Annotated in this window: 17 protein-coding genes; 9 read left to right on the forward strand and 8 right to left on the reverse strand. The window is 74.3% G+C overall.

Translation table 11 applies throughout. From position 1 onward, the window contains the following. The 3 genes from KMZ30_RS08745 to KMZ30_RS22310 form a co-directional block, all read left to right on the forward strand. On the forward strand, positions 1–660 hold a 660-nt coding region (locus KMZ30_RS08745), incomplete at its 5' end, for a peptidoglycan DD-metalloendopeptidase family protein (protein WP_215512588.1). Continuing rightward, positions 657–1,586, forward strand: coding sequence for a peptidase inhibitor family I36 protein (locus KMZ30_RS08750; protein WP_308279691.1), 930 nt, complete (start codon positions 657–659; stop codon positions 1,584–1,586). The genes KMZ30_RS08745 and KMZ30_RS08750, both read left to right, overlap by 4 nt. A gap of 152 nt (positions 1,587–1,738) precedes the next feature. Further along, positions 1,739–2,722, forward strand: coding sequence for an NBR1-Ig-like domain-containing protein (locus KMZ30_RS22310; protein WP_215512590.1), 984 nt, complete (start codon positions 1,739–1,741; stop codon positions 2,720–2,722). 10 nt (positions 2,723–2,732) lie between these two features. On the opposite strand, the gene KMZ30_RS08760 is transcribed toward KMZ30_RS22310, so the two are convergent. Beyond that, on the reverse strand, positions 2,733–2,957 hold the full coding sequence (locus tag KMZ30_RS08760) for a DUF3046 domain-containing protein (protein ID WP_030527319.1): 225 nt from the start codon (positions 2,955–2,957) through the stop codon (positions 2,733–2,735). Positions 2,958–3,026: 69 nt separating this feature from the next. Here KMZ30_RS08760 and KMZ30_RS08765 point away from each other — a divergent pair, with 69 nt between their 5' ends. From KMZ30_RS08765 to KMZ30_RS08785, 5 genes are all read left to right on the forward strand, one after another. Next, the gene (locus KMZ30_RS08765; protein ID WP_215512591.1) at positions 3,027–3,998 is read left to right on the forward strand and encodes a nitrilase-related carbon-nitrogen hydrolase; all 972 of its coding nucleotides are present in this window, start codon (positions 3,027–3,029) and stop codon (positions 3,996–3,998) included. A gap of 3 nt (positions 3,999–4,001) precedes the next feature. Continuing rightward, positions 4,002–5,039 carry an agmatine deiminase family protein gene (locus tag KMZ30_RS08770; RefSeq protein WP_372447511.1) on the forward strand — a complete coding sequence of 346 codons (1,038 nt, stop codon included), beginning with the start codon at positions 4,002–4,004 and terminating at the stop codon, positions 5,037–5,039. A 70-nt stretch (positions 5,040–5,109) separates the two neighbouring features. Continuing rightward, complete coding sequence (locus tag KMZ30_RS08775) at positions 5,110–5,739, forward strand: dihydrofolate reductase family protein (protein WP_215512592.1); 630 nt, start codon at positions 5,110–5,112, stop codon at positions 5,737–5,739. 83 nt (positions 5,740–5,822) lie between these two features. Beyond that, positions 5,823–10,526 (forward strand): ATP-dependent helicase, encoded by a 4,704-nt coding sequence (locus KMZ30_RS08780; RefSeq protein ID WP_215512593.1) that lies wholly within the window; start codon positions 5,823–5,825, stop codon positions 10,524–10,526. A 6-nt stretch (positions 10,527–10,532) separates the two neighbouring features. Then, positions 10,533–11,408, forward strand: coding sequence for a DNA-formamidopyrimidine glycosylase family protein (locus KMZ30_RS08785; protein WP_215512594.1), 876 nt, complete (start codon positions 10,533–10,535; stop codon positions 11,406–11,408). Positions 11,409–11,717: 309 nt separating this feature from the next. Here the strand turns inward: KMZ30_RS08785 and KMZ30_RS08790 are convergent, their stop codons facing one another. The 3 genes from KMZ30_RS08790 to rimO form a co-directional block, all read right to left on the reverse strand. Continuing rightward, positions 11,718–12,026 carry a helix-turn-helix domain-containing protein gene (locus tag KMZ30_RS08790; RefSeq protein ID WP_215512595.1) on the reverse strand — a complete coding sequence of 103 codons (309 nt, stop codon included), beginning with the start codon at positions 12,024–12,026 and terminating at the stop codon, positions 11,718–11,720. Between the two features lie 202 nt (positions 12,027–12,228). Beyond that, positions 12,229–12,972 carry a CDP-diacylglycerol--glycerol-3-phosphate 3-phosphatidyltransferase gene (gene pgsA / locus KMZ30_RS08795; RefSeq protein ID WP_226902246.1) on the reverse strand — a complete coding sequence of 248 codons (744 nt, stop codon included), beginning with the start codon at positions 12,970–12,972 and terminating at the stop codon, positions 12,229–12,231. Then, positions 12,969–14,384, reverse strand: a complete 1,416-nt coding sequence (rimO, locus tag KMZ30_RS08800) for a 30S ribosomal protein S12 methylthiotransferase RimO (protein WP_215512596.1) — start codon at positions 14,382–14,384, stop codon at positions 12,969–12,971. Before rimO ends, pgsA begins: the two co-directional genes overlap by 4 nt. Positions 14,385–14,442: 58 nt before the next feature. Here rimO and KMZ30_RS08805 point away from each other — a divergent pair, with 58 nt between their 5' ends. Beyond that, the gene (locus KMZ30_RS08805) at positions 14,443–15,636 is read left to right on the forward strand and encodes a dipeptidase (protein ID WP_215512597.1); all 1,194 of its coding nucleotides are present in this window, start codon (positions 14,443–14,445) and stop codon (positions 15,634–15,636) included. A 12-nt stretch (positions 15,637–15,648) separates the two neighbouring features. On the opposite strand, the gene KMZ30_RS08810 is transcribed toward KMZ30_RS08805, so the two are convergent. The 4 genes from KMZ30_RS08810 to dapA all read right to left on the reverse strand — a co-directional run bounded on the left by KMZ30_RS08810 (position 15,649) and on the right by dapA (position 22,380). Next, on the reverse strand, positions 15,649–16,350 hold the full coding sequence (locus KMZ30_RS08810; protein ID WP_215512598.1) for an ion channel: 702 nt from the start codon (positions 16,348–16,350) through the stop codon (positions 15,649–15,651). Between the two features lie 34 nt (positions 16,351–16,384). Further along, positions 16,385–19,129, reverse strand: a complete 2,745-nt coding sequence (locus KMZ30_RS08815; protein WP_215512599.1) for an FtsK/SpoIIIE family DNA translocase — start codon at positions 19,127–19,129, stop codon at positions 16,385–16,387. A gap of 672 nt (positions 19,130–19,801) precedes the next feature. Beyond that, on the reverse strand, positions 19,802–21,487 hold the full coding sequence (locus KMZ30_RS08820; protein ID WP_215512600.1) for a ribonuclease J: 1,686 nt from the start codon (positions 21,485–21,487) through the stop codon (positions 19,802–19,804). Next, positions 21,484–22,380: a 4-hydroxy-tetrahydrodipicolinate synthase gene (dapA, locus tag KMZ30_RS08825; RefSeq protein ID WP_215512601.1), complete on the reverse strand. Its 897-nt coding sequence runs from the start codon at positions 22,378–22,380 to the stop codon at positions 21,484–21,486. Before dapA ends, KMZ30_RS08820 begins: the two co-directional genes overlap by 4 nt. Between the last annotated feature and the right edge of the window lie 10 nt (positions 22,381–22,390).

Here is a 22,390-nt window from a genome sequence, read left to right on the forward strand (position 1 = left end):
CCGTCCTGCTACGACTTCAAGGGCACCAAGGCCGGCCACGGGCTCTGCGTCAAGAACGAGGCCGCCTCCGTCTGGAACCGCACCGGCAAGAGCGTCACCGTCTACTACAACAGCAGCTACGCCGGCGCCTCCCAGACCTTCGCCGCCGGCGCCAAGGCCAACCTCAACGCCACCCTCAAGAACAACAACGCCTCCCACCGCATCGGCAGCGGCGGCTCCTCGTCCGGGTTCCTCCTGCCCTTCCCCTGCGGCGAGAGCTGGGAGGGCCAGACCCGCAGCAACCACAGCCCGTCGCTCGCGGTCGACTTCAACCACTACCCCGACGACCTGGGCTGGAAGGTGTACGCGTCCGCGCCGGGCACCGTGACGACGGTCGCGAACCTCGGCAACACCTCGTACGGCCGGTACATCGTCATCTCGCACGCCGGCGGCTACAAGACCTACTACGCCCACCTCAGCTCGCAGGACGTCTCGGTCGGGCAGAGCGTCACCGCGAAGACGATGATCGGCCGCGTCGGCAGCACCGGCGGGTCCACCGGGCCGCACCTGCACTACGAACAGCGCCTCAACGGGACCGTCGTCAAGGCCACCTTCAAGGACGGCAGCCCGGCGTACCCGAACAACACGACGACCCTCCAGCGCAAGCAGTCGTGCCCGTGAGCGCCCTGACCCGCGCCCGCTGGGCCGCGGTCGCCGGGGCGGTGGTCGTCGCGACGGGTGTCGTGGCGACCCCCGCCCAGGCGGCCTCGCGGGACGGCGTCTGCGACACCGGCGAGTTCTGCCTGTTCTACAACAGCGACAACGCCGGCGCCGTCAGCGACTTCACCACCTCGATCGCCGACTACGGCACCACCCAGCCGTCCTGCTACGACTTCAAGGGCACCAAGGCCGGCCACGGGCTCTGCGTCAAGAACGAGGCCGCCTCCGTCTGGAACCGCACCGGCAAGAGCGTCACCGTCTACTACAACAGCAGCTACGCCGGCGCCTCCCAGACCTTCGCCGCCGGCGCCAAGGCCAACCTCAACGCCACCCTCAAGAACAACAACGCCTCCCACCGCATCGGCGACGGCGGGGCCGGGGGGAGCTGCACGACGGACGGCACGAACACGAGGCTGCCCTCGACGATCCTCGTCTACCGCACCTCGCTCGGACGGGTCGACCGGGTGGACTTCAAGACCTACGTCAAGAACGTCCTCCCCAACGAGTGGGTCAGCTCCTGGCCCTCGGCCTCGCTCGACGCCGGCGCCACCGCCGTCAAGAGCTACGCCTGGTACTGGGCGCTGCACTCGACCCGGAAGACCCCGTCCGGTGCGTGCTACGACGTCCGGGACGACACCGGTGACCAGGTCTACCGCCCCGGGTCGTCGGTCGCCTCGACGAGCGCCGCGGTCGACCGCACGTGGTCGGTGCGGATGACCCGCGACGGGTCGGTGCTGCGAGCCCACTACTGCGCCACCTCCACGGCGTGCTCTGCGTGGGTGACCGGTGACTGGCTGTCGCAGAACGGCTCCCGCGACATGGCGAACGCCGGCAAGGGCTTCCGCGCCATCCTCACGTCCTACTACCGCGGGATCACCCTGTCCTGACCGGGCCCGCCCGGACCGGAGGCCTCCCCACCGCACCAACGGTGGGGAGGCCTCCCCATCGACCTCCCCGCTCCCCGGGTGGCAGTCTCGCCACGCGTCGGTAGCCTCGGCCAGGGCGCACCGACGCCACCCGGGACGAGGGGAGAGCCATCGTGACCGACGCCGACCGGGCCGCGCGCAGCGCGGCCGTCAGCGCCTTCGCCGAGCACCTGCGCGCGGTGCGCGAGGCGGCCGGCACCCCGTCCTACCGGGCGATGGCCGCGCGCTCGCGGGCCATCTCGCACACGACGTTGCACGAGGCCGCGCGGGGTCACCGGCTCCCGACGTGGGAGACGGTGCGCGAGTACGTCCGTGCCTGCGACGCGGACCTCGGCGCGGCACGCACCGCGTGGGACGCGGCCCACCACGTCGTCGCGCCCGCCTGCCCGGGCCAGGACCGGCCGGGTCGGCCCGCGGTGTCGGCCCCGGCGGCCGTCGAGCCGCCTGTGGTCCCGGCGGTGGCTCCCGCGAGCGTCCCGACGACGGACCCCGAAGTCCCGCAGACCGACCCACCCGAGCCGGCCGCCCGGGGCGCGGGCCGGCGTGCGCTGACCCTGGCCGGGACGGCGGCTGCCGTGGCCCTCGTCGCCGCCGCCGTGTCGTCGATGACGAGCCAGGACGGGATGACCGGAACCGGTGTCGAGCGGGCCGCCGCGCTCGGGGCCGCAGGCCTCGCGGCGCCGTTGCCGACCCCGGCGCGCTGCCCGGTCCAGCAGCCCAACCCGCCCGCCGCGGAGCCGGCGCACCCCGGCGACGTCGCGGTCTTCGTCGGGGACGCGACGCTGCCGGACTGCTCGGTCGTCGCGCCCCGCAGCACGACGACCAAGGTCTGGCGGCTGAAGAACGCCGGCACCCGGCCGTGGGTGGGCTACCGGCTGCAGCGCGTCGGCGGCGCACCGGGGCCGGAGGACTGCCAGACCATCACGCACGTCCCGGTGCCCGACACCGCCCCGGGGGACGTCGTCGAGGTCGCGACCGCGGTCACCGCGCCGGCCGCCGGCACCTTCTGCATCGGGCGGTTCAAGCTGACCGACGCCGAGGGCGCCGTCGCCTTCCCGGGCAGACGGCCCGTCACCTACCAGCTCGTCGTGCGCTGACGCCGCCGCGTCAGGAGCGCGGCGGGGGGACCTCGCGGCCGTGCCGCCGCTCGACGGGGACGTCCATCTGCGCGGTGAGGGCCGCCCAGACGGCCCGCGGCGCCTCGCCCGCGTCGAGGGCCTGCTGCGCGGTGCGACCCCCGAGCGCGGTGAGGTGCTGGTTGTTCGCGAGCGAGCGCGCGTAGCCCTCGCCGAACTCCTCGGCCATGAGCTCCCAGAACCTCGAGTGACGCATCCGCCGATCGTAGGCGGCGCGTCCCGCGGCCGGTGCGGGCGGGCCGTCCCGCGACGGCATACTGGCGCCATGCGCCTCATCACCGCCGACGGGGTCCTCCCCTCGCTCGCCCGTGTCCACGAGCCCTCGCAGCCGCCCGTCCGGGTCGGGCTGGTCCAGCACGCCTGGGACGAGGACGCCGACCGGCTGCGCGCCACGCTCCTCGACGGCGTCCGCACCGCCGCCGACGCCGGGGCGCGGGTCGTGTTCCTCCCCGAGCTCACCCTGTCGCGCTACCCCGCCGACACGCTGCCCACGGGGCGTCCCGACGCGACGGCCGAGTCGCTCGAGGACGGCCCGACCATGGCCTTCGCCCGCGAGGCCGCGGCGGCCGCGGACGTCCACGTCCACGCCAGCCTCTACGAGAAGGCACCGGCGCCGGACGGCTCCGACGACGGCCTCGGCTTCAACACCGCCGTGCTCGTCGCCCCCGACGGCACGCTCGTCGGCCGCACCCGCAAGACCCACATCCCCGTGACGGCCGGCTACCACGAGGACAAGTACTTCCGCGCCGGGCCGCCGCAGGACGCCTACCCCGTCTACGAGCTCGACGCGGTCAGCGGGATGCGCGTCGGCCTCCCCACGTGCTGGGACGAGTGGTTCCCCGAGGTCGCCCGCTCCTACGGCCTCGCCGGCGCGCAGGTCCTCGTCTACCCGACGGCGATCGGCTCCGAGCCCGACCACCCGGACTTCGACACCCAGCCGCTGTGGCAGCACACGATCGTCGGGCACGCCATCGCCAACGGCGTCTTCGTCGTCGTCCCCAACCGCTACGGCACCGAGGGGCTCATCACCTTCTACGGCTCCTCGTTCATCGCCGACCCCTACGGCCGGGTCCTCGTGCAGGCGCCGCGCGACGAGGCGGCCGTCCTCGTCGCCGACCTCGACCTCGCCCAGGGCCGGGACTGGATCGACCTCTTCCCCTTCCTCGCGACCCGGCGCCCCGACTCCTACGCCCCGCTCGCCGCCCCGATCCGGCCCGAGCACCAGCGGGAGGGCTGACCCGTGGCCTGGCGGATGCCGCCGGAGTGGGCCCCGCACGAGCGCACGTGGATGGCCTGGCCGTCGTCGGGCTACACGCTCGGGGAGACCGACGCCGACGCCGACGAGGCCCGCGCGACGTGGGCCGACGTCGCGCTCGCGGTGTCCCGCTTCGAGCCGGTCACCGTCGTCGTCGACCCCGGCGCCGTCGCCGTGGCACGGCACTGGCTCGACGAGGGGCGCCACGGCCGCTACCGCGTCGACCTGCTCGAGGCGCCGCTCGACGACGCCTGGATGCGCGACATCGGTCCCACGTTCGTCCGCGACGACGACGGCACGCTCGGCGCGGTCGACTGGGTCTTCAACGGATGGGGCGCGCAGGAGTGGGCGGCCTGGGAGCACGACGCCCGCATCGGCACGTTCGTCGCCGGGCGGGCCGGTGCCGAGCGCATCGGCTCCGACCTGGTCAACGAGGGCGGGGGCCTGCACGTCGACGGCGAGGGCACCGTCCTGCTCACCGAGACCGTGCAGCTCGACCCCGGCCGCAACCCCGGGCTGTCGCGGGCCGACGTGGAGGCCGAGATGGCGCGCACGATCGGGGCGACGCGCTGCGTCTGGCTGCCGCGCGGCCTGACCCGCGACTACGACGAGTTCGGCACCCGCGGCCACGTCGACATCGTCGCGGCCTTCGCCGCGCCCGGGACGGTCCTGCTGCACTGGCAGGACGACCCAGCGCACCCCGACCACGAGGTGTCGGTCGAGCTCGAGGGCCTCCTGTCGTCGTCGACCGACGCCGCGGGCCGCACCCTCGACGTCGTCCGGGTGCCCGCGCCGCGGACGCTCGAGGACACGGAGGGCTGGGTCGACTGGTCCTACATCAACCACCTCGTCGTCAACGGCGGCGTCGTGGCCTGCGCCTTCGACGACCCCCGCGACGACGAGGCGCTCGGCGTGCTCGCGCAGGCCTACCCGGGTCGCACGGTCGTCGGCGTCGACGCGCGCCCGCTCTTCGCGCGCGGCGGCGGCATCCACTGCATCACGCAGCAGCAGCCGGCGGGCTGAGCCCGCCGCGGGGGTGCCGCCTGTCGGTCCGGCGTGCCAGAGTGCCGGGCACCGACCGAGGAGGCCACCGATGTCCCGCACCCGCGTCCACAACTTCTCCGTCTCCCTCGACGGCTTCGGCTCCGGGGAGCCGCAGTCGCTCGAGGCACCCTTCGGCCACGCCGGGCAACGCCTGCACGCGTGGATGTTCGCGACCCGCTTCTGGGGGCCGGACGGCTCGTCCGGCGTCGACGACGCCCTCGCGCAGCAGCACTCAGTCGGCATCGGCGCCGAGATCATGGGCTCGCACAAGTTCGGCCCGCCGGGGTGGCAGGACGACCCGGACTGGCGCGGCTGGTGGGGTGAGGACCCGCCGTTCCACACCCCGACCTTCGTCCTGACCCACCGGCCGCGGCCCCCGCTCGAGATGGCCGGCGGCACGACCTTCCACTTCCTCGACGCCCCGGTCGCCGAGGCGCTCGAGGTCGCCCGGGAGGCCGCCGGCGGGCTCGACGTGCGCGTCGGCGGTGGGGCGACGGTGGTCCGGGACTTCCTGGCCGCAGGGCTCGTCGACCACGCGCACGTCGTCCAGGTCCCGATCCTCCTCGGGCGCGGGGTGCGGCTCTGGGACGGCCTCGAGGCCCTCGAGGACACCTACGCGATCGACGCGGTCGCGTCGCCGAGCGGCGTGGTGCACCTGCTGCTGGACCGTCGGGACTGACGTCGCGCGCCTCGACACCCGGCGTCCCCGCCCGGTCGGCAGCGACCTGAGGTGTCGGTGCCGGGTGAGAGGGTGTGACCAGCATGGATGCCGACGTCCTCGACCGCTTCTCGCCCGCCACCGCCGCCTGGTTCCGCGGGAGCTTCAGCGCGCCCACCGCGGCGCAGGCGGGGGCCTGGGAGGCGGTCAGCAGCGGCCACCACGCGCTGGTCGTGGCGCCGACCGGCTCGGGCAAGACGCTCTCGGCCTTCCTCTGGGCCCTCGACCGCCTCGCCTCCGAGCCCGTGCCCGAGGAGCGGCTCAAGCGCTGCCGGGTCCTCTACGTCTCCCCGATGAAGGCGCTCGCCGTCGACGTCGAGCGCAACCTGCGCAGCCCGCTCGTCGGCATCCGGCACGCCGCGACCCGGCTCGGGCTGCCGGAGCCCGACATCACGGTCGCGGTGCGCTCCGGCGACACCCCGGCCGACGAGCGACGCGCCTTCGCGCGCACCCCGTCCGACGTGCTCATCACGACGCCGGAGTCGCTCTTCCTGCTCCTCACCTCCGCCGCGCGCGAGGCCCTGGCCGGCGTCGAGACAGTGGTCCTCGACGAGGTCCACGCCCTCGCCGGCACCAAGCGGGGCGCACACCTCGCCCTCTCGCTCGAGCGCCTCGACGGGCTGCTCGAGCGGCCGGCACAGCGGATCGGGTTGTCCGCCACCGTCCGCCCGGTCGAGGAGGTGGCCCGCTACCTCGCGGGCGGTCGGCCCGTCGACATCGTCCAGCCGCCCTCCACCAAGGAGTGGGACCTCAAGGTCGTCGTGCCGGTCCCCGACATGAGCGAGCTCGGCCAGCCGACGGGTGACCTCGCGGGCGCGGCGTCCGGGCAGGAGCAGCGCGCGAGCATCTGGCCGCACGTCGAGGAGCGCATCGTCGACCTCGTCGCCGACCACACCTCGACCCTCGTCTTCTCCAACAGCCGGCGTCTCGCCGAGCGGCTCACCACGCGGCTCAACGAGATCTGGGAGGAGCGCGTCGAGGCCGCCGACGGCGCCGACGAGGTGGGGGCCGAGGGCGCGACGCCGCGGCCGGCGGTCCTCAAGGCCGCGCCGGCCAAGGTGATGGCCCAGTCCGGCCAGTCCGCCGGCGCCGCACCGGTGCTCGCGCGCGCGCACCACGGCTCGGTCAGCAAGGAGCAGCGCGGCCAGATCGAGGAGGAGCTGAAGTCCGGCCGGCTGCCCGCGGTCGTCGCCACGAGCAGCCTCGAGCTCGGCATCGACATGGGCGCCGTCGACCTCGTCGTGCAGGTCGAGTCGCCGCCGTCGGTCGCGTCCGGCCTGCAGCGCGTCGGCCGCGCCGGACACCAGGTCGGGGCGGTCTCCCGGGGTGTGCTCTTCCCGAAGTTCCGCGGCGACCTCGTGCAGACCGCCGTCGTCGTCGAGCGGATGCTCTCGGGCAGCATCGAGGCCCTGCACGTGCCGCAGACGCCGCTCGACGTGCTCGCCCAGCAGGTCGTCGCGATGTGCGCGCTCGACGAGTGGACGGTCGACGACGTGCTCGCGCTGGCCCGTCGCTCCGCGCCCTACGCGACGCTGACCCGGCCGGTCCTCGAGTCGGTCCTCGACATGCTCGCGGGTCGCTACCCCAGCGAGGACTTCGCCGAGCTGCGCGCCCGCATCACGTGGGACCGGTTGTCCGACACCCTGACCGGTCGCCGTGGCGCGCAGCGGCTCGCCGTCACCTCCGGCGGCACCATCCCCGACCGCGGGCTCTACGCCGTCTTCCTCGCGACCGGGGAGGGGCCGGGCCGGCGGGTCGGCGAGCTCGACGAGGAGATGGTCTACGAGTCCCGCGTCGGGGACCTCTTCACCCTCGGCACGAGCACCTGGCGGATCGAGGACATCACGCACGACCGTGTGCTCGTGACCCCCGCCCCCGGCCTGCCCGGACGGCTGCCGTTCTGGAAGGGCGACTCCCTCGGGCGCCCCGCCGAGCTCGGCCGCGCCGTGGGCGAGTTCGTCCGCGAGGTCGAGGCGCTCTCCCCCACCGCCGCCCGTGAGCGCGTCATGGCGGCCGGGCTCGACGAGTGGGCGGCCGACAACCTCCTCACCTACCTCCGCGAGCAGCGCGAGGCCACCGGCCACGTCCCGGACGACCGCACCGTCGTCGTCGAGCGCTTCCGCGACGAGCTCGGCGACTGGCGCATCGCCGTCCACTCCCCCTTCGGCGCGCAGGTGCACGCCCCGTGGGCGCTGGCCCTGTCGGCACGGATGCGCGACCGCTTCGGCGTCGACGTGCAGGCGATGCACGGAGACGACGGCATCGTCCTGCGGCTGCCCGATCTCGAGTTCGACGACGTCGAGGGCATCGACCGGCGCGGCGTCGGGCGCGAGCTGCTCGACCTCGTGACGCTCGACCCCGACGACGTGCGCGGCATCGTCACCGACGAGATCGGCGGCTCGGCCCTGTTCGCGAGCCGCTTCCGCGAGTGCGCCGCCCGCGCGCTCCTGCTCCCCCGCCGCCGGCCGGACCGGCGCCAGCCGCTGTGGCAGCAGCGCCAGCGCGCCTCCCAGCTGCTCGAGGTCGCGAGCCGCTTCCCGACCTTCCCCATCGTCCTCGAGGCCGTGCGCGAGTGCGTCCAGGACGTCTTCGACGTGCCCGGGCTCGTCGAGCTGATGCGCGACGTCGCCGGGCGCAAGGTCACCGTCGTCGAGGTCGAGTCGGGCACGCCCTCGCCCTTCGCGAAGTCGCTGCTGTTCGGCTACGTCGCCCAGTTCCTCTACGAGGGCGACACCCCGCTCGCCGAGCGCCGGGCCGCCGCGCTGGCCCTCGACCCCTCGCTCCTCGCCGAGCTGCTCGGCGGCTCCGAGGGGCTCGCGCTGCGCGACCTCCTCGACGCCGAGCAGGTCGCCCGCACCGAGGCCGAGCTGCAGCGCCTCACACCCGAGCGGGCGGCCCGCGACGGTGACGACGTCCTCGACCTGCTGCGCGTCCTCGGCCCTCTGTCCGTCGACGGCGTGCTCCAGCGCTGCCGCGAGGGAGTCACCGGCGCCGACGTCGAGGGCTGGCTCGCCGACCTCGCCGCCGCCCGCCAGGCCATCCCGGTGCGCGTGGCCGCTGAGGACCGCTGGGCCGCCATCGACGACGCCTCCCGGCTGCGCGACGCCCTCGGGGCCTCGCTCCCCCCGGGCGTGCCGCAGACCTTCCTCGAGCCGGTCACCGACCCCCTCGGCGACCTCGTCGCGCGCTACGCCCGCACCCACGCGCCCTTCCACGCCTCCGAGGTCGCCCGCGCCTACGGCATCGGGGTCGCCGTGGCCGCGCAGACCCTCGCCCGCCTCGTCTCCTCGGGGCGGGTCGTCGAGGGCGAGCTCCTGCCGACCGGTGGTGGCTCCACCGAGTTCTGCGACGCCGAGGTGCTGCGGATGCTCCGCCGCCGCTCGCTCGCGGCGCTGCGCGCCGAGGTGGAGCCGGTCACGCCGGACGCCTTCGGGCGCTTCCTCGGCGAGTGGCAGGGCGTCGGCGGGCGGCTGCGTGGACGCGACGGCGTCCTGCGCGCCGTCGAGCAGCTGAGCGGCGCGGTCCTGCCCGCGAGCGCCGTCGAGTCGCTCGTCCTGCCCGCCCGCGTCGCCGACTACACCCCGGCCCTCCTCGACGAGCTGATGGCCGGGGGCGAGGTGCTGTGGTGCGGCCACGGATCGCTGCCCGGCGACGACGGCTGGGTGTCGCTGCACCTCGCCGAGTCCGCGCACCTCACGCTGCCCGGCCCGGACCCCGAGCGGGTGCCGACCGAGCAGGGCATCGCCGTGCTCGACGTCCTCGCGGGCGGCGGCGCGCACTTCTTCCGCAGCCTGTCCGACCAGGTCGGCAGCACCGACGACGAGGCGCTCGCCACGACGCTGTGGGACCTCGTGTGGTCCGGCCGCGTCACCGGCGACACCTTCGCCCCGGTGCGCGCCGTGCTCGCCGGAGGCCGGACGGCCCACAAGCGCAGCACCCCCGCGCCGCGCCGCACCCGCTACGGCAGCCGCCGTGGGCCGCTCGGGGCGCTGGGCTCCGCGCCGTCGCGCCCGGCCTTCCCGGCCCGCTCCGGCCCCGCCCGGGTGACCGGTCGCTGGGCGCTGCTGCCGCCGGCCGACGCCGACCCGACCCTGCGCGCCCTCGCCACCGCCGAGCTGCTGCTCGACCGGCACGGCGTCGTCACGCGTGGCGCGGTGGCCGCCGAGGAGGTCCCCGGTGGCTTCGCCGGTGTCTACCGGGTGCTCGGCAAGGCCGAGGAGAGCGGACGCGTGCGGCGCGGCTACTTCGTCGAGGGGCTCGGCGCATCGCAGTTCGGCACGTCGGGGGCGGTCGACCGCCTGCGGGCCGGCACCGGACCGGCGGGCGGCGAGAAGCGAGGCGAACCCACGACCGTCGTCCTCGCGGCGAGCGACCCGGCCAACCCCTACGGCGCGGCCCTGCCGTGGCCCGACCGCGTCGCCGAGCCGTCCGACGGCGAGGGCGACGACAAGCGGCGTCGGCACCAGCCGGGACGCAAGGCCGGGGCGGTCGTCGTCCTCGTCGACGGCGTCCTCGCGCTCTACGTCGAGCGGGGTGGCAAGACGCTCCTCACCTTCGCCGACGACGCGGCCGTCCTCGCCCTCGCCGCCGCGGCCCTGGCCGACGCGGTCCGGCGGGGCCACCTGGGCCGGATCACCGTCGAGAAGGCCGACGGCGGGCAGCTCCTCGGCTCCGACCACCCCGTCGTCTCGGCCCTCGAGGCCGCCGGCTTCCACCTCACCCCCCGCGGTCTGCGGATGCGGCGGTGAGCGTCCGTGCCCGAGGGTGACACCGTCCACCGGACCGCCGACCGGCTCCACCGCGCCCTCGCCGGCCGCGTCGTGACGCACGCCGAGCTGCGCTGGCCCTCGGCCCCCGACGTCGACCTCCGGGGGGCGACCACCCTCGAGGTCGTGGCCCGCGGCAAGCACGTCCTCCAGCGCTTCGACACCGGCTCGACCCTCCACACGCACCTGCGGATGGAGGGACAGTGGCGCGTCGAGCACCCCGGGCCGCGCACCGAACGCACGCTGCGCCGGCAGGACCTGCGCGCCGCGGTCCTCACCGACGAGTGGTCCGGCTTCGGGCTGCGCCTCGGGATGCTCGACCTCGTGCCGACAGCGCGTGAGTCCGACCTCGTCGGCCACCTCGGCCCGGACGTCCTCGGCCCCGACTGGGACGCGGACCTCGCCCGCGAGCACCTGCTCGCCCATCCGCGCACGCTCGTCGAGGCGCTGCTCGACCAGCGCACCCTCGCGGGGGTCGGGACGTTCTGGGCCAGCGAGCTGCTGTTCATCGAGCGGCTCTTCCCGTGGCAGCCGGCCGCCGAGGCCGATCCGGCCCGGCTCGATCGGCTGCTCGCCCGGCTGCAGCGCCTCATGGCGGCGGCCGAGCGGACCGGCTGGCAGGGCAGCACCGGCATCCAGCGGGCCGGCGAGGAGGCGTACGTCCATGCCCGCTCCGGTCGGCCGTGTAGGCGGTGTGGCAGCACGGTGCGCGTCGCGATGGCCGGGGTGCCGCCGCGGGAGCGGACGATCTTCTCGTGCCCGACGTGCCAGGGCGGTCTCGCGCCCACCGACGACGGCCGCCCCCAGCGCCCCCTCGGCAGCACCCCGGGGCCGCGCGGCGCCTACCGCCGCCGCACCCCCTGACCCACCGCCCCCACCCACCCCAGGGGCCTCCACCGCCTCCACTTTTCGGGGTCACCCCGAAAAGGGCACGAGACCCCGGCTCGGAGCCGGGGTCTCGTGGACGATCCCCTGTGTCGTGCCTCGCCGGGGCGCCGTCGCAGTGCCGGTGATGCCCCGCCGTGCCGGGGTGCCATGACACCCCGGCAGGGCGACGTCGGGGCGTATTGGTGGGGTCGCAGCGGTTGGGCGAGGTCGCCGAGAGCATGCGCACCCTCGACGGGGTGGTGGACCAGCGCGGCGGACGGAGGAGCCGCCGCGGGGAGGACGGGCTCAGGCCGCGGAGGCGGAGACCTCGTCCGCGGTACGGGCGGGCCCGACCGGGAGCGTGACCGGGGCGGTCATCGTCTCGACGTGCTCGACCCGGTCGCGCACGAGGGAGAGCAGCTCGGAGAGGGTCATCCCGAGGCCGTCGCACACCGAGGCCAGCAGCTCGGAGGAGGCCTCCTTGGTGCCGCGCTCGATCTCGCTGAGGTACCCGAGCGAGACGGCGGAGGACTTGGCGACGTCGCGCAGCGTGCGCTTCTGCGCGGTGCGCACCTCGCGGAGCACCTCGCCCAGCTCGTGGCGGAGCAGGATCACGGGGCCTCCTCTCGGGACGTCGGCTCGTCGGTGGTCGCCCTACGGTACCGCGCCGGGGCCTCGTCGGCAGGGAGGTTCCGGACGGTCCCGACCACGTGGACGAGCCGGGCCGTGACGCTCGTGGCCCGGGCCCGCGGCCGGTCCTCGGAGAACGCGCGCTCCCCCACCGCTGTTCCCGCCGGCCTCGCCACCCCCGCCGGGGTCACCGCGAGGCTCCCCCGGACCGGCGCGCCGCCCGCTCGGCGCGCTTGCGCACCGCCCGCTCGCTCGTGCGCCGCAGCCGCAGGGCCTGGACGAGGTAGTCGACCCCGGTGACGACGGTGACGACGACGGCCGCCCCGAGCAGGGTCCACGACAGGGCGTCCCAGAAGCCGCTGAACGGCAGCGTCGAGCGCGGCCAGAGGAAGAACCCGATGCCGAAGGTCTGCAGCAGCGTCTTGACCTTGCCGCCGCGCCCCGCGGCCATGACGCCGTGCCGGATGACCCAGAAGCGGATGGCGGTGATGCCCCACTCGCGCACGAGGACGAGCACGGTGACCCACCACATGACCTCGCCGACGCTCGACAGGCCGACGAGGGCCATCGTCACGAGCGCCTTGTCGGCGATCGGGTCGACGACCTTGCCGAAGTTCGTCACCAGCCCGCGGCTGCGTGCGAGGTCGCCGTCGATGCGGTCGGTGATCATCGCGACCGCGAAGACCCCGAAGGCCGCCCAGCGGTAGGTCGGGTCCTCGCCGCCGTGCGTGAGCAGCAGCCAGCCGAAGACCGGCACGAGCGCGAGGCGCAGCACGGTGAGGTAGTTGGCGATGTTCCACGCGCTCGGGCCGGTCTCGGGCACGACCGGGCTCGCGGGGTCGATGCCCACGCGGTACGGGTCGCTCATCCGCCCGTCGGCGAGCGGCCCGGGCCGCACGGGACGCGGCGGGCGGGGGGTGGGTTCGCTCATCGCGGCTCCACCAGCAGGTCGACTCCCTCCGCCCCCACGACGACGCCCTCGACGAAGGTCCCGACGGCGGGCAGCGCACCGTCGGACACGCGCACGTGGCACACCCCGTCGACGTCCGGCCCCTGGTGGTCGGCCCGGCCGACGACGACCAGGGCGTCGTCCTCGTCGTGCTCCTCGACGAGGACGGTGACCGGCTCGCCGACGCGCTCGAGGGCGCGCTGCGCGGTCAGCTCCTCGACGAGGGCGGAGACGCGCTCGACACGCTCGGCGACGACGTCCTCGGGCAGGTGGCCGTCGAGGGTCTCGCCCTCGGTGCCGTCCTCGTCCGAGTACCCGAACACACCGACGACGTCGAGCCGGGCCGCGGTGAGGAACCGCTCGAGCTCCTCGACGTCGGCCTCGGTCTCGCCGGGGAACCCGACGATGACGTTGCTGCGGGCGCCGGCGAGCGGCTGGCGGGCGCGCACGCCCTCGAGCAGCCCGAGGAAGGGCTCGGTGCCGCCGAAGCGGCGCATCCGGCGCAGCAGCGGGGTCGAGGCGTGCTGGAAGGACAGGTCGTACCAGGGCGAGACGCCGGGCGTGGCGGCCATCGTCTCGAGCAGGCCGGGGCGCACCTCGGCCGGCTGGAGGTAGGAGACCCGGACCCGCTCGATCCCCTCGATGCCGGTCAGCTCCGGGAGGATCGACTCCAGCAGCGTGAGGTCGCCGAGGTCCTTGCCGTACGACGTCGAGTTCTCGCTGACGAGGAACAGCTCGCGCACGCCCTGCCCGGCGAGCCAGCGCGCCTCGGCGAGGACGTCGGTGGGCCGGCGCGACACGAACGAGCCGCGGAACATCGGGATGGCGCAGAAGGCGCAGCGGCGGTCGCAGCCGCTCGCGATCTTCAGCGGCGCCCACGGGGCCGACCCGAGGCGCGAGCGCACGACCTCGGCGTCGTGCCCGGGCAGCGCGACGGCGTCGGACGCCGCGGGGCGCTCGACGGGCGAGAGCGGCAGCAGGCGGCGGCGGTCGGTCGGCACGTGGGACTGGGGGCGGCCGCCGGCGAGGATGCCCTGGAGGTGGGTCGACATGTCGGCGTAGGAGTCGAACCCGAGCACCGCGTCGGCGTCCGGCAGCTCGTCGGCGAGGGTGCGCCCGTAGCGCTCAGCGAGGCACCCGACGGCGACGACGGCCCGGGTGCGTCCGGTGTCCTTGAGGTCGGCCGCCTCGAGGAGGGTGTCGATGGAGTCCTTCTTCGCCTGCTCGACGAAGCCGCACGTGTTGACGAGGGCGACGTCGGCGTCGGCCGCGTCGTCGACGAGGGTCCACCCGTCGGCCGCGAGCCGGCCGGCGAGCTCCTCCGAGTCGACCTCGTTGCGGGTACAGCCGAGGGTCACGAGCGCGACGCTGCCGCGGGTCGCACTGGTCGTCATGCCGCCACTCTAGTTGCGCCGGGTCGGCCCCTCGGGCACCCCCGGTAGGGTCGCGCGCATGCTCGAGCACACCGAGGCCCGCATCCGTGCGCTGCTGCGCGACCACCCGGTCCTCGACGGCCACAACGACCTGCCCTGGGAGGCCCGGGAGCGGGTCGGCTACGACTGGGAGCGCCTCGACCTCGCGGCCGGCGGGCTCGCCACCCACACCGACCTCCCGCGGCTGCGCGAGGGCGGGGTCGGCGCCCAGTTCTGGTCCGTCTTCGTCCCCGCCGAGCTCCAGGGCGACGCTGCGGTCGCGGCCACCCTCGAGCAGGTCGACGCCGTCCACGAGATGGTCCGACGCCACCCCGGCGACCTCGCCCTCGCGACGACCCGCGCCGAGGTCGAGCAGGCCCTCGCGACCGGCCGCATCGCCTCCCTCATGGGCGCCGAGGGCGGGCACAGCATCGACTCATCGCTCGGCACCCTCCGGATGCTCTTCGCCCTCGGAGTCCGGTACATGACGCTCACCCACAACGACAACGTCCCGTGGGCGGACTCCGCCACCGACGAGCCGGTGCTGGGCGGTCTCTCGGAGTTCGGCCGCGAGGTCGTCCGCGAGATGAACCGGCTCGGCATGCTCGTCGACCTCAGCCACGTCTCCGCCGACACGATGCGCGACGCGCTCGAGGTCACCGAGGCGCCGGTCGTCTTCTCGCACTCGTCGGCGCTCGCCGTCTGCGACCACCCCCGCAACGTCCCCGACGACGTCCTCGAGCGCCTGCCGGGCAACGGCGGCGTCTGCATGGTGACGTTCGTGCCGAAGTTCGTCTCCCCCGCCGTGCGCGAGTGGGACCTCGAGGCGGCCGATGCCGCAGCCGCCGAGGGCATCTCGTCGTCCGACTTCGTCGCCTACACCGCCTTCACCGCCGCGCGCCGCCGCACCCACCCGGCCCCGGCGGCCACGCTCGACGACGTCGTGGCGCACTGCGAGCACGTGCGCGAGGTCGCCGGCGTCGAGCACATCGGCCTCGGGGGCGACTACGACGGCGTGGACGTGCAGCCGGAGGGCCTCGAGGACGTCAGCGGCTACCCCCGCCTCCTCGCCGCCCTCGCCGAGCGCGGATGGAGCGACGCCGACCTCGGCGCCCTCACGAGCGGCAACGCCCTGCGCGTGCTCGGGGAGGCGCAGGAGCGCGCCGGCGAGATCGCGGCGACCCGCGGTCCCGGACTGGCGCGCATCGAGGACCTCGACGGCGTTCCCGCCTGAGGACCCGCGCCGTCACTGACGGGCGCGGATCACCGTGAGCGCCACGAGCCGCGAGATGACCATCGCGACGTAGAGGACGCCACCGAGCTGCTCGACGGTGACCACGGCCCGGGCCTGCGGCCTGACCGGACCGACGTCGGAGAGTCCGACGCTGGTGAGGTTGGCGCCGGAGAAGTAGAGGAGCTCGAGGAAGGTGCGCCGCCCGGGACCGTCGACCGAGGTGAAGGAGCTCGGCCAGATCTCCTGGATCAGGAGGAAGACGTAGGCGAAGGCGAAGAGCAGGACCGTGAAGGCCGCACCGACCGCGAACAGCTCGTCCTTGGTGACCCAGGAGTCCTCGAACATGTACGAGATGAGCGCGTACGCCGTGTAGAAGTAGAAGACCGCCAGCGCGGCGTGGGCGAGGATGAGCACGGTGCCGGCGTCGACGAACAGGCTCCACACCTCGAAGCCCGCCGCGGGGAGCGCGAGGGTCGCCGACAACCAGGTGAGGGCCGGCGTGCTGCGCACGGTGAAGACGGCGATGCTCACGGCGCTCAGGCTGAGCAGCGAGATGACGGCGCGTCCCCAGTCCAGGTCCTGGAGGAACGGCAGCAGGAGGATGACGAGGATCTGCACCCCGAGGAGCATGGCCGAGGGCTGCTTGCGCAGCGTCGCCTTCCACCGCTCCCACGTCGACGGCGGCTCCCGCAGCTCCTCCCAGGTCGAGGTCATGGGAGCACGGTAGCCGGGCGGCGACCGCGGCCGGTCACCGGCGGCCCGTCAGCTCCCAGGCGTCCTCGCCGTCGTCGTCGCCGTCGTGGTACTCGACGGCGGCCGGGTAGCGGTCGAGGTCGTCGGCCACCGCGTCGCCGCCGTAGCGGACGACCGGCACCTCGGCCGTGTCGTCCTCCGGAACGCCGTGGCCGGCGGCCGCGGCGGACGCCAGCGCGTGCGCGTCCCCGTCCATTGCCTCGCCGTCGAAGGGCACGTCGGCGTCGGGGACGTCCTCGCCGCGCAGCAGCGCGAGCGTCGTCGGCAGGTCGTCGGCCTTGACGAGCACGTCGCGCGCCTTCGACCCCTCCGAGGGCCCCACGACGCCGCGCGACTCGAGGAGGTCCATGAGCCGCCCGGCCTTGGCGAACCCGACGCGCAGCTTGCGCTGGAGCATCGAGGTCGAGCCGAACTGCGTCGTGACAACGAGCTCGGTCGCCTGCAGCAGGAGGTCGAGGTCGTCGCCGATGTCGTCGTCGACCTGCTTCTTCGGCGCCGTCACGACGACGTCGTCGCGGTAGCGGGGCTTGAGCTGCTCGGTGACGTGCGTGACGACGGCGTGGATCTCGGACTCGGTGACCCACGCGCCCTGGACGCGCATCGGCTTGCTCGCGCCCATCGGGAGGAACAGCGCGTCACCCTGGCCGATGAGCTTCTCGGCGCCCGGCTGGTCGAGGACGACGCGGCTGTCGGCGAGCGAGGAGGTCGCGAAGGCCATCCGCGAGGGAACGTTGGCCTTGATGAGGCCGGTGACGACGTCGACCGAGGGCCGCTGGGTCGCGAGGACGAGGTGGATGCCCGCCGCGCGCGCCAGCTGGGTGATCCGGACGATCGACTCCTCGACGTCGCGCGGCGCGACCATCATGAGGTCCGCGAGCTCGTCGACGATGACCAGCAGGTACGGGTAGGGCGTGATGACCCGCTCCGACCCCGGCAGCGGCTTGACCTTGCCCGCGCGGACCGCCTTGTTGAAGTCGTCGACGTGCTTGAAGCCGAACGCCGCGAGGTCGTCGTAGCGGGTGTCCATCTCGCGCACGACCCACTGGAGGGCCTCGGCGGCCTTCTTCGGGTTGGTGATGATCGGCGTGATGAGGTGCGGGATGCCCTCGTAGGCGGTCAGCTCGACGCGCTTGGGGTCGACGAGGACCATCCGGACCTCGTCGGGGGTCGAGCGCATGAGGATCGAGGTGATCATCGAGTTGACGAAGCTCGACTTGCCCGCGCCCGTGGCGCCGGCGACGAGCAGGTGCGGCATCTTCGCGAGGTTGGCGATGACGTAGCCGCCCTCGACGTCCTTGCCGACGCCCATGACCATCGGGTGCTCGGACCCGCGCGCCACCTGGCTGCGCAGGACGTCGCCGAGGCTGACCTTCTCGCGGTCGGTGTTGGGGATCTCGATGCCGATCGCCGACTTGCCGGGGATCGGGGACAGGATGCGCACGTCGGCGCTGGCGACCGCGTAGGCGATGTTCTTCGAGAGGGCGGTGACCCGCTCGACCTTGATGCCCGGGCCGAGCTCGACCTCGTAGCGGGTGACGGTCGGGCCGCGGGTGAAGCCGGTGACCTGCGCGTCGATGTCGAACTGGTCGAGGACGGTCGTCAGCGACTCGACGACGCGGTCGTTGGCCGCGCTGCGCGCCTTGTGCGGGCTGCCCGGCTCGAGGACGCCCGAGTCCGGCAGCGTGTAGGTGATGTCGCCGGCGAGGGAGAGCTGCTCGACGCGCGGGGGCAGCTGCGCGGTGGGCGGCGCCTCGAGCGGGGCCTTGGCCTGGACCTGCCGGGCGAGCGCCTCCGCCGCGGCCGGCGGGGCCGACGGCGAGGACGCGGCGGCGGTCTCCGGGGCGGACGCGGGGCGCTTCTGCCCGGGACGCAGTCGCTTGCCGGTGCGCGGGTCGACGACCGCGGCCTGCTCGAACGCCTCGTCGCCGTGCATCGAGGCCTCGGCGTCGGCGAGCTCACGGGCGGTGCGGCGGCGGCGCGGCGCCTTCGGGGTCGGCTCCGGCTCGGGCTCGGCGTCGGGGTGGTGGCCGGTCAGCCGGTCCATCGCCCCGCGCAGGCGCTCGGGCACCTGGTGCAGCGGGGTGGCGGTGAGGACGAGGAGGGAGAACAGGCCGAGGAGGAGCAGCAGCGGGACGGTGCCGTAGACCGACACGGCCGCCTCGAGCGGGCTGGAGGCGAGGAAGCCGATGATGCCGCCGGCCGCGCGCATCCCGTCGGCGCCCTCGGGCGGGGTCGGGATGTCGGCGGCGACGTGGACGAGGCCGCAGGCGGCGAAGGCGAGCGCCGTGGTGCCGACGGCGGCACGGGAGGTCGACTCCTCCTCGCGCGGCGCCCGCAGCACCCGGATGCCGAAGGCGAGGAGCACGAGCGGGACCGCGTAACCGACCTTGCCGAAGGTCCCGGCGACGACGGCGTGGACGATCGTGCCGACGGCACCCGGCATCCCCCACCACTCGCGGGCGGCGACGACGACCGACAGCGCGACGAGCAGGAAGCCCACGCCGTCGCGGCGGTGCTCCGGCTCGAGGTCGCGCCCCGCGTCACCGACGGTGCGCGCGACGGCGCCGGTGGCGTGGGCCAGGCCCATCCACGTCGTCTGGGCGGCGCGCAGCGGGAGCGGCAGCCCGCCCGAGCGCGCGGGCCGCTTGGCCGCCGTCCGGGGGCTCGCCGCCTTCTTCCGCGTCGCGGGGCGCGTGCTGCCACCCCGGGAGCGGGAGGTGGAGGACGTACGTGTCGCCATGGTCGCAGGCTACGCGAGCGTCACAGCCGACTCACGCGTCACACGCGGCACGGGGGCCACGGATTTGCGCGCGCGAGAGCCGGTGCTCCCGGCCGACACGCACGTGCGGCGCCCCGCTCGACCCCTGTCGCCGAGCGGGACACCGCACAGTCGTGCCGGCCGGGTGGACCGGGGGCCGACTCCCCCTGCGGAGCCTGTCCGGTCCCGTCCGACGGGCTCCCCTGCGGAGCTTCGCCAGACGTCCTGCCGTGCGTCGTGGTCGCCGGAGCCCTGCGCTCCGGCCGTCCGTGCCCCGCCTCCTCCACTGCCGTGGAGTTGACCGGCCACTGACCCGTACTTTACGAACTCTTTACCCGGTCCGCCAGAGGTTCGCGGATCTTTCTCGATTCGCTCACCTGCTGGACTCCGCCCGGACCGGGCGGTGTCGCGGCCGGCCCTCGCGGGTCCACCGGTTGTCGTCCGATGGGAACCACTTTACGGACGCTTTACCTTCCCGGGGCGGGTTCGGCGAAATGATCCGGGACTTCGTCTGAGCGGATGAGTGGCCGCGATGCGCCCGGGCCTACTGATTCCGTAGGCAGGAGCCCGCCCAACCGCTCATCCGCGCCGAGCCCGTGCGTGGACACCCCGTGCGGAATCGGTTGAAGGGTCAACGACCCCGGGGTGGCGGGCTCAGGCCTCGATGACGGTCGGGATGATCATCGGGCGACGGCGGATCTTGCGCCCGACCCACGGCCCGATCGTGCGGCGCACGACCTGCTGGAGCTGGTGGGAGTCCGTGACGCCCTGGGCGGTGGCCTCGTCGAGGGCCCGCTCGATGCGCGGGCGGATCTCGTCGAACACGACGTCGTCCTCGACGAAGCCGCGCGCGGTGATCTCCGGACCCGCGACCACCTTGCCGGTCATCGAGTCGACGACGACGACGACGGAGATGAAGCCCTCGTCGCGCAGGATGCGGCGGTCCTTGAGCAGGGTCTCGTCGGCCTCGCCGACCGAGGAGCCGTCGACGTAGACGTAGCCGCACTCGACCGCCCCGGCGACGCGCGCCCGGCCGTCGACGAGGTCGACGACGACGCCGTCCTCGACGACGACGACGTTGCGGCGCGGGACGCCGGTGGCGACGGCGAGGTCGGCGTTGGCCACGAGGTGGCGCCACTCGCCGTGGACCGGCATGACGTTGCGCGGCTTGACGATGTTGTAGCAGTAGAGGAGCTCACCGGCGCTGGCGTGGCCCGAGACGTGCACCTTGGCGTTGCCCTTGTGCACGACGTTCGCGCCGAGGCGCATCAGGCCGTTGATGACCCGGTAGACGGCGTTCTCGTTGCCGGGGATGAGCGAGGAGGCGAGGAGCACGGTGTCGCCCTCCCCCACCTCGATCCGGTGGTCGCGGTTGGCCATCCGGGAGAGGGCCGCCATCGGCTCGCCCTGGCTGCCGGTGCACACGAGGACGACCTTCTCGTCGGGCAGGTCGTTCAGCTGCTTGAGGTCGACGAGGACGCCGTCGGGCACCTTGAGGTAGCCGAGGTCGGCGGCGATGCCCATGTTGCGCACCATCGAGCGGCCGATCATCGCGACCTTGCGCCCCGCCTTGTCGGCCGCGTCGAGCACCTGCTGCACGCGGTGCACGTGCGAGGAGAAGCAGGCGACGATGATGCGGCGCTGCGCGTGGCGGAAGACCTTGTCGATGGCCGGCGCGATCTCGCGCTCGGGCGTCGTGAAACCCGGCACCTCGGCGTTCGTGCTGTCGGTGAGGAAGAGGTCGACGCCCTCCTCCCCGAGCCGGGCGAAGGCGCGCAGGTCGGTGAGCCGGCCGTCGAGCGGCAGCTGGTCCATCTTGAAGTCGCCGGTGTGGAGGATCGTGCCGCCGGGGGTGCGCACGAAGACGGCGAGGGCGTCCGGGATGGAGTGGTTGACCGCGACGAACTCGCAGTCGAAGACCCCGAGCCGCTCGCGCCCGCCCTCGGCGACCCCGAGGGTGTAGGGCGTGATCCGGTGCTCCTTGAGCTTGGCCTCGATGAGGGCGAGGGTCAGCTGGGAGCCGACGACGGGGATGTCCGGCTTGCGACGCAGGAGGTAGGGGACGGCGCCGATGTGGTCCTCGTGACCGTGCGTGAGGACGATCGCCTGGATGTCGTCGAGGCGGTCCTCGATGGCGCTGAAGTCCGGGAGGATGAGGTCGATGCCGGGGTGGTGGTCGTCCGGGAAGAGGACGCCGCAGTCGATGACGAGCAGCTGGCCCTCGTGCTCGAGGACCGTCATGTTGCGGCCGACCTCGCCGAGCCCGCCGAGCGGGATGACGCGCACGCCCCCGGGGGCGAGGGGTGCGGGGAGGTCGAGGTCGGGGTGCGGGTGGCTCATGAGTCCTTCGGGGTGGGGAGGGTGGCGAGCGCCGCCCGGAGCGCCTCGAGGTGCTCGGGCGGGGACTCGACGAGGGGCAGGCGGACGCTCGCGTGCTCGATGACCCCGAGCTCGACGAGGGCGGCCTTGGCCATGATGGCGCCCTGCGAGGGCGACATGATCGCGTCGACGACGGGGACCAGGCCCCGGTGCAGGCGACGGGCGTCGTCGAGGTCGCCGCGGTCGACGGCCTCGAGGATCGCCCGGTACTGGGCACCGGCGACGTGGCCGACGACGGAGACGACGCCGACGGCGCCGATCGCGAGGAGCGGCAGGTTGAGGGCGTCCTCCCCGCTGAACCACAGCAGGTCGGTCGCCGCCATGACGCGGGTCGAGGCCGCGAGGTCGCCCTTGGCGTCCTTGACCGCGATGATCCGCGGGTGCTCGGCGAGCGCCACGAGGGTCTCGGTGGCGAACGGGACGGCGGTGCGGCCGGGGATGTCGTAGAGCATGACCGGCAGCTCGGTGGCGTCGGCGACGGCGCGGCAGTGCGCGACGAGGCCCGCCTGGGTGGGCTTGTTGTAGTACGGCGAGACGAGCAGGAGCGCGTCGGCGCCGGCGTCGGCCATCCGCCGGGCCATCGCGACGGCGTGCGCGGTGTCGTTGGACCCGCAGCCCGCGACGACCTTGGCCCGGCCCGCCGCGGCCGCGACGACGCGGCGCACGACGTCGACGCTCTCGTCGTCGGTCAGGGTGGAGGCCTCGCCGGTCGTGCCGTTGACGACGAGCCCGTCGTGGCCGGTGGCCAGGAGGTGCTCGACGACTGCCTCGACGCCCGGGCCGTCGACCGCACCGTCGGGGGTCATCGGCGTGACCATCGCGGTGAGGACGCGGCCGAACGGGGAGGAGGTCATGCACGCCAGA

This window comes from Phycicoccus mangrovi (assembly GCF_018729305.1).
In the GTDB taxonomy this organism is placed as follows: Bacteria; Actinomycetota; Actinomycetes; order Actinomycetales; family Dermatophilaceae; genus Phycicoccus; species Phycicoccus jejuensis.

Coding starts and splice junctions, on each gene's coding strand:
- KMZ30_RS08765 (WP_215512591.1), top strand. CDS start 3,027: ATGCGCCTCATCACCGCCGACGGGGTCCTCCCCTCGCTCGCCCGTGTC.
- KMZ30_RS08815 (WP_215512599.1), bottom strand. CDS start 19,129: ATGGCGACACGTACGTCCTCCACCTCCCGCTCCCGGGGTGGCAGCACG.
- KMZ30_RS08805 (WP_215512597.1), top strand. CDS start 14,443: ATGCTCGAGCACACCGAGGCCCGCATCCGTGCGCTGCTGCGCGACCAC.
- KMZ30_RS08780 (WP_215512593.1), top strand. CDS start 5,823: ATGGATGCCGACGTCCTCGACCGCTTCTCGCCCGCCACCGCCGCCTGG.
- KMZ30_RS08775 (WP_215512592.1), top strand. CDS start 5,110: ATGTCCCGCACCCGCGTCCACAACTTCTCCGTCTCCCTCGACGGCTTC.
- pgsA (WP_226902246.1), bottom strand. CDS start 12,972: ATGAGCGAACCCACCCCCCGCCCGCCGCGTCCCGTGCGGCCCGGGCCG.
- rimO (WP_215512596.1), bottom strand. CDS start 14,384: ATGACGACCAGTGCGACCCGCGGCAGCGTCGCGCTCGTGACCCTCGGC.
- KMZ30_RS08810 (WP_215512598.1), bottom strand. CDS start 16,350: ATGACCTCGACCTGGGAGGAGCTGCGGGAGCCGCCGTCGACGTGGGAG.
- KMZ30_RS08820 (WP_215512600.1), bottom strand. CDS start 21,487: ATGAGCCACCCGCACCCCGACCTCGACCTCCCCGCACCCCTCGCCCCC.
- dapA (WP_215512601.1), bottom strand. CDS start 22,380: ATGACCTCCTCCCCGTTCGGCCGCGTCCTCACCGCGATGGTCACGCCG.
- KMZ30_RS08760 (WP_030527319.1), bottom strand. CDS start 2,957: ATGCGTCACTCGAGGTTCTGGGAGCTCATGGCCGAGGAGTTCGGCGAG.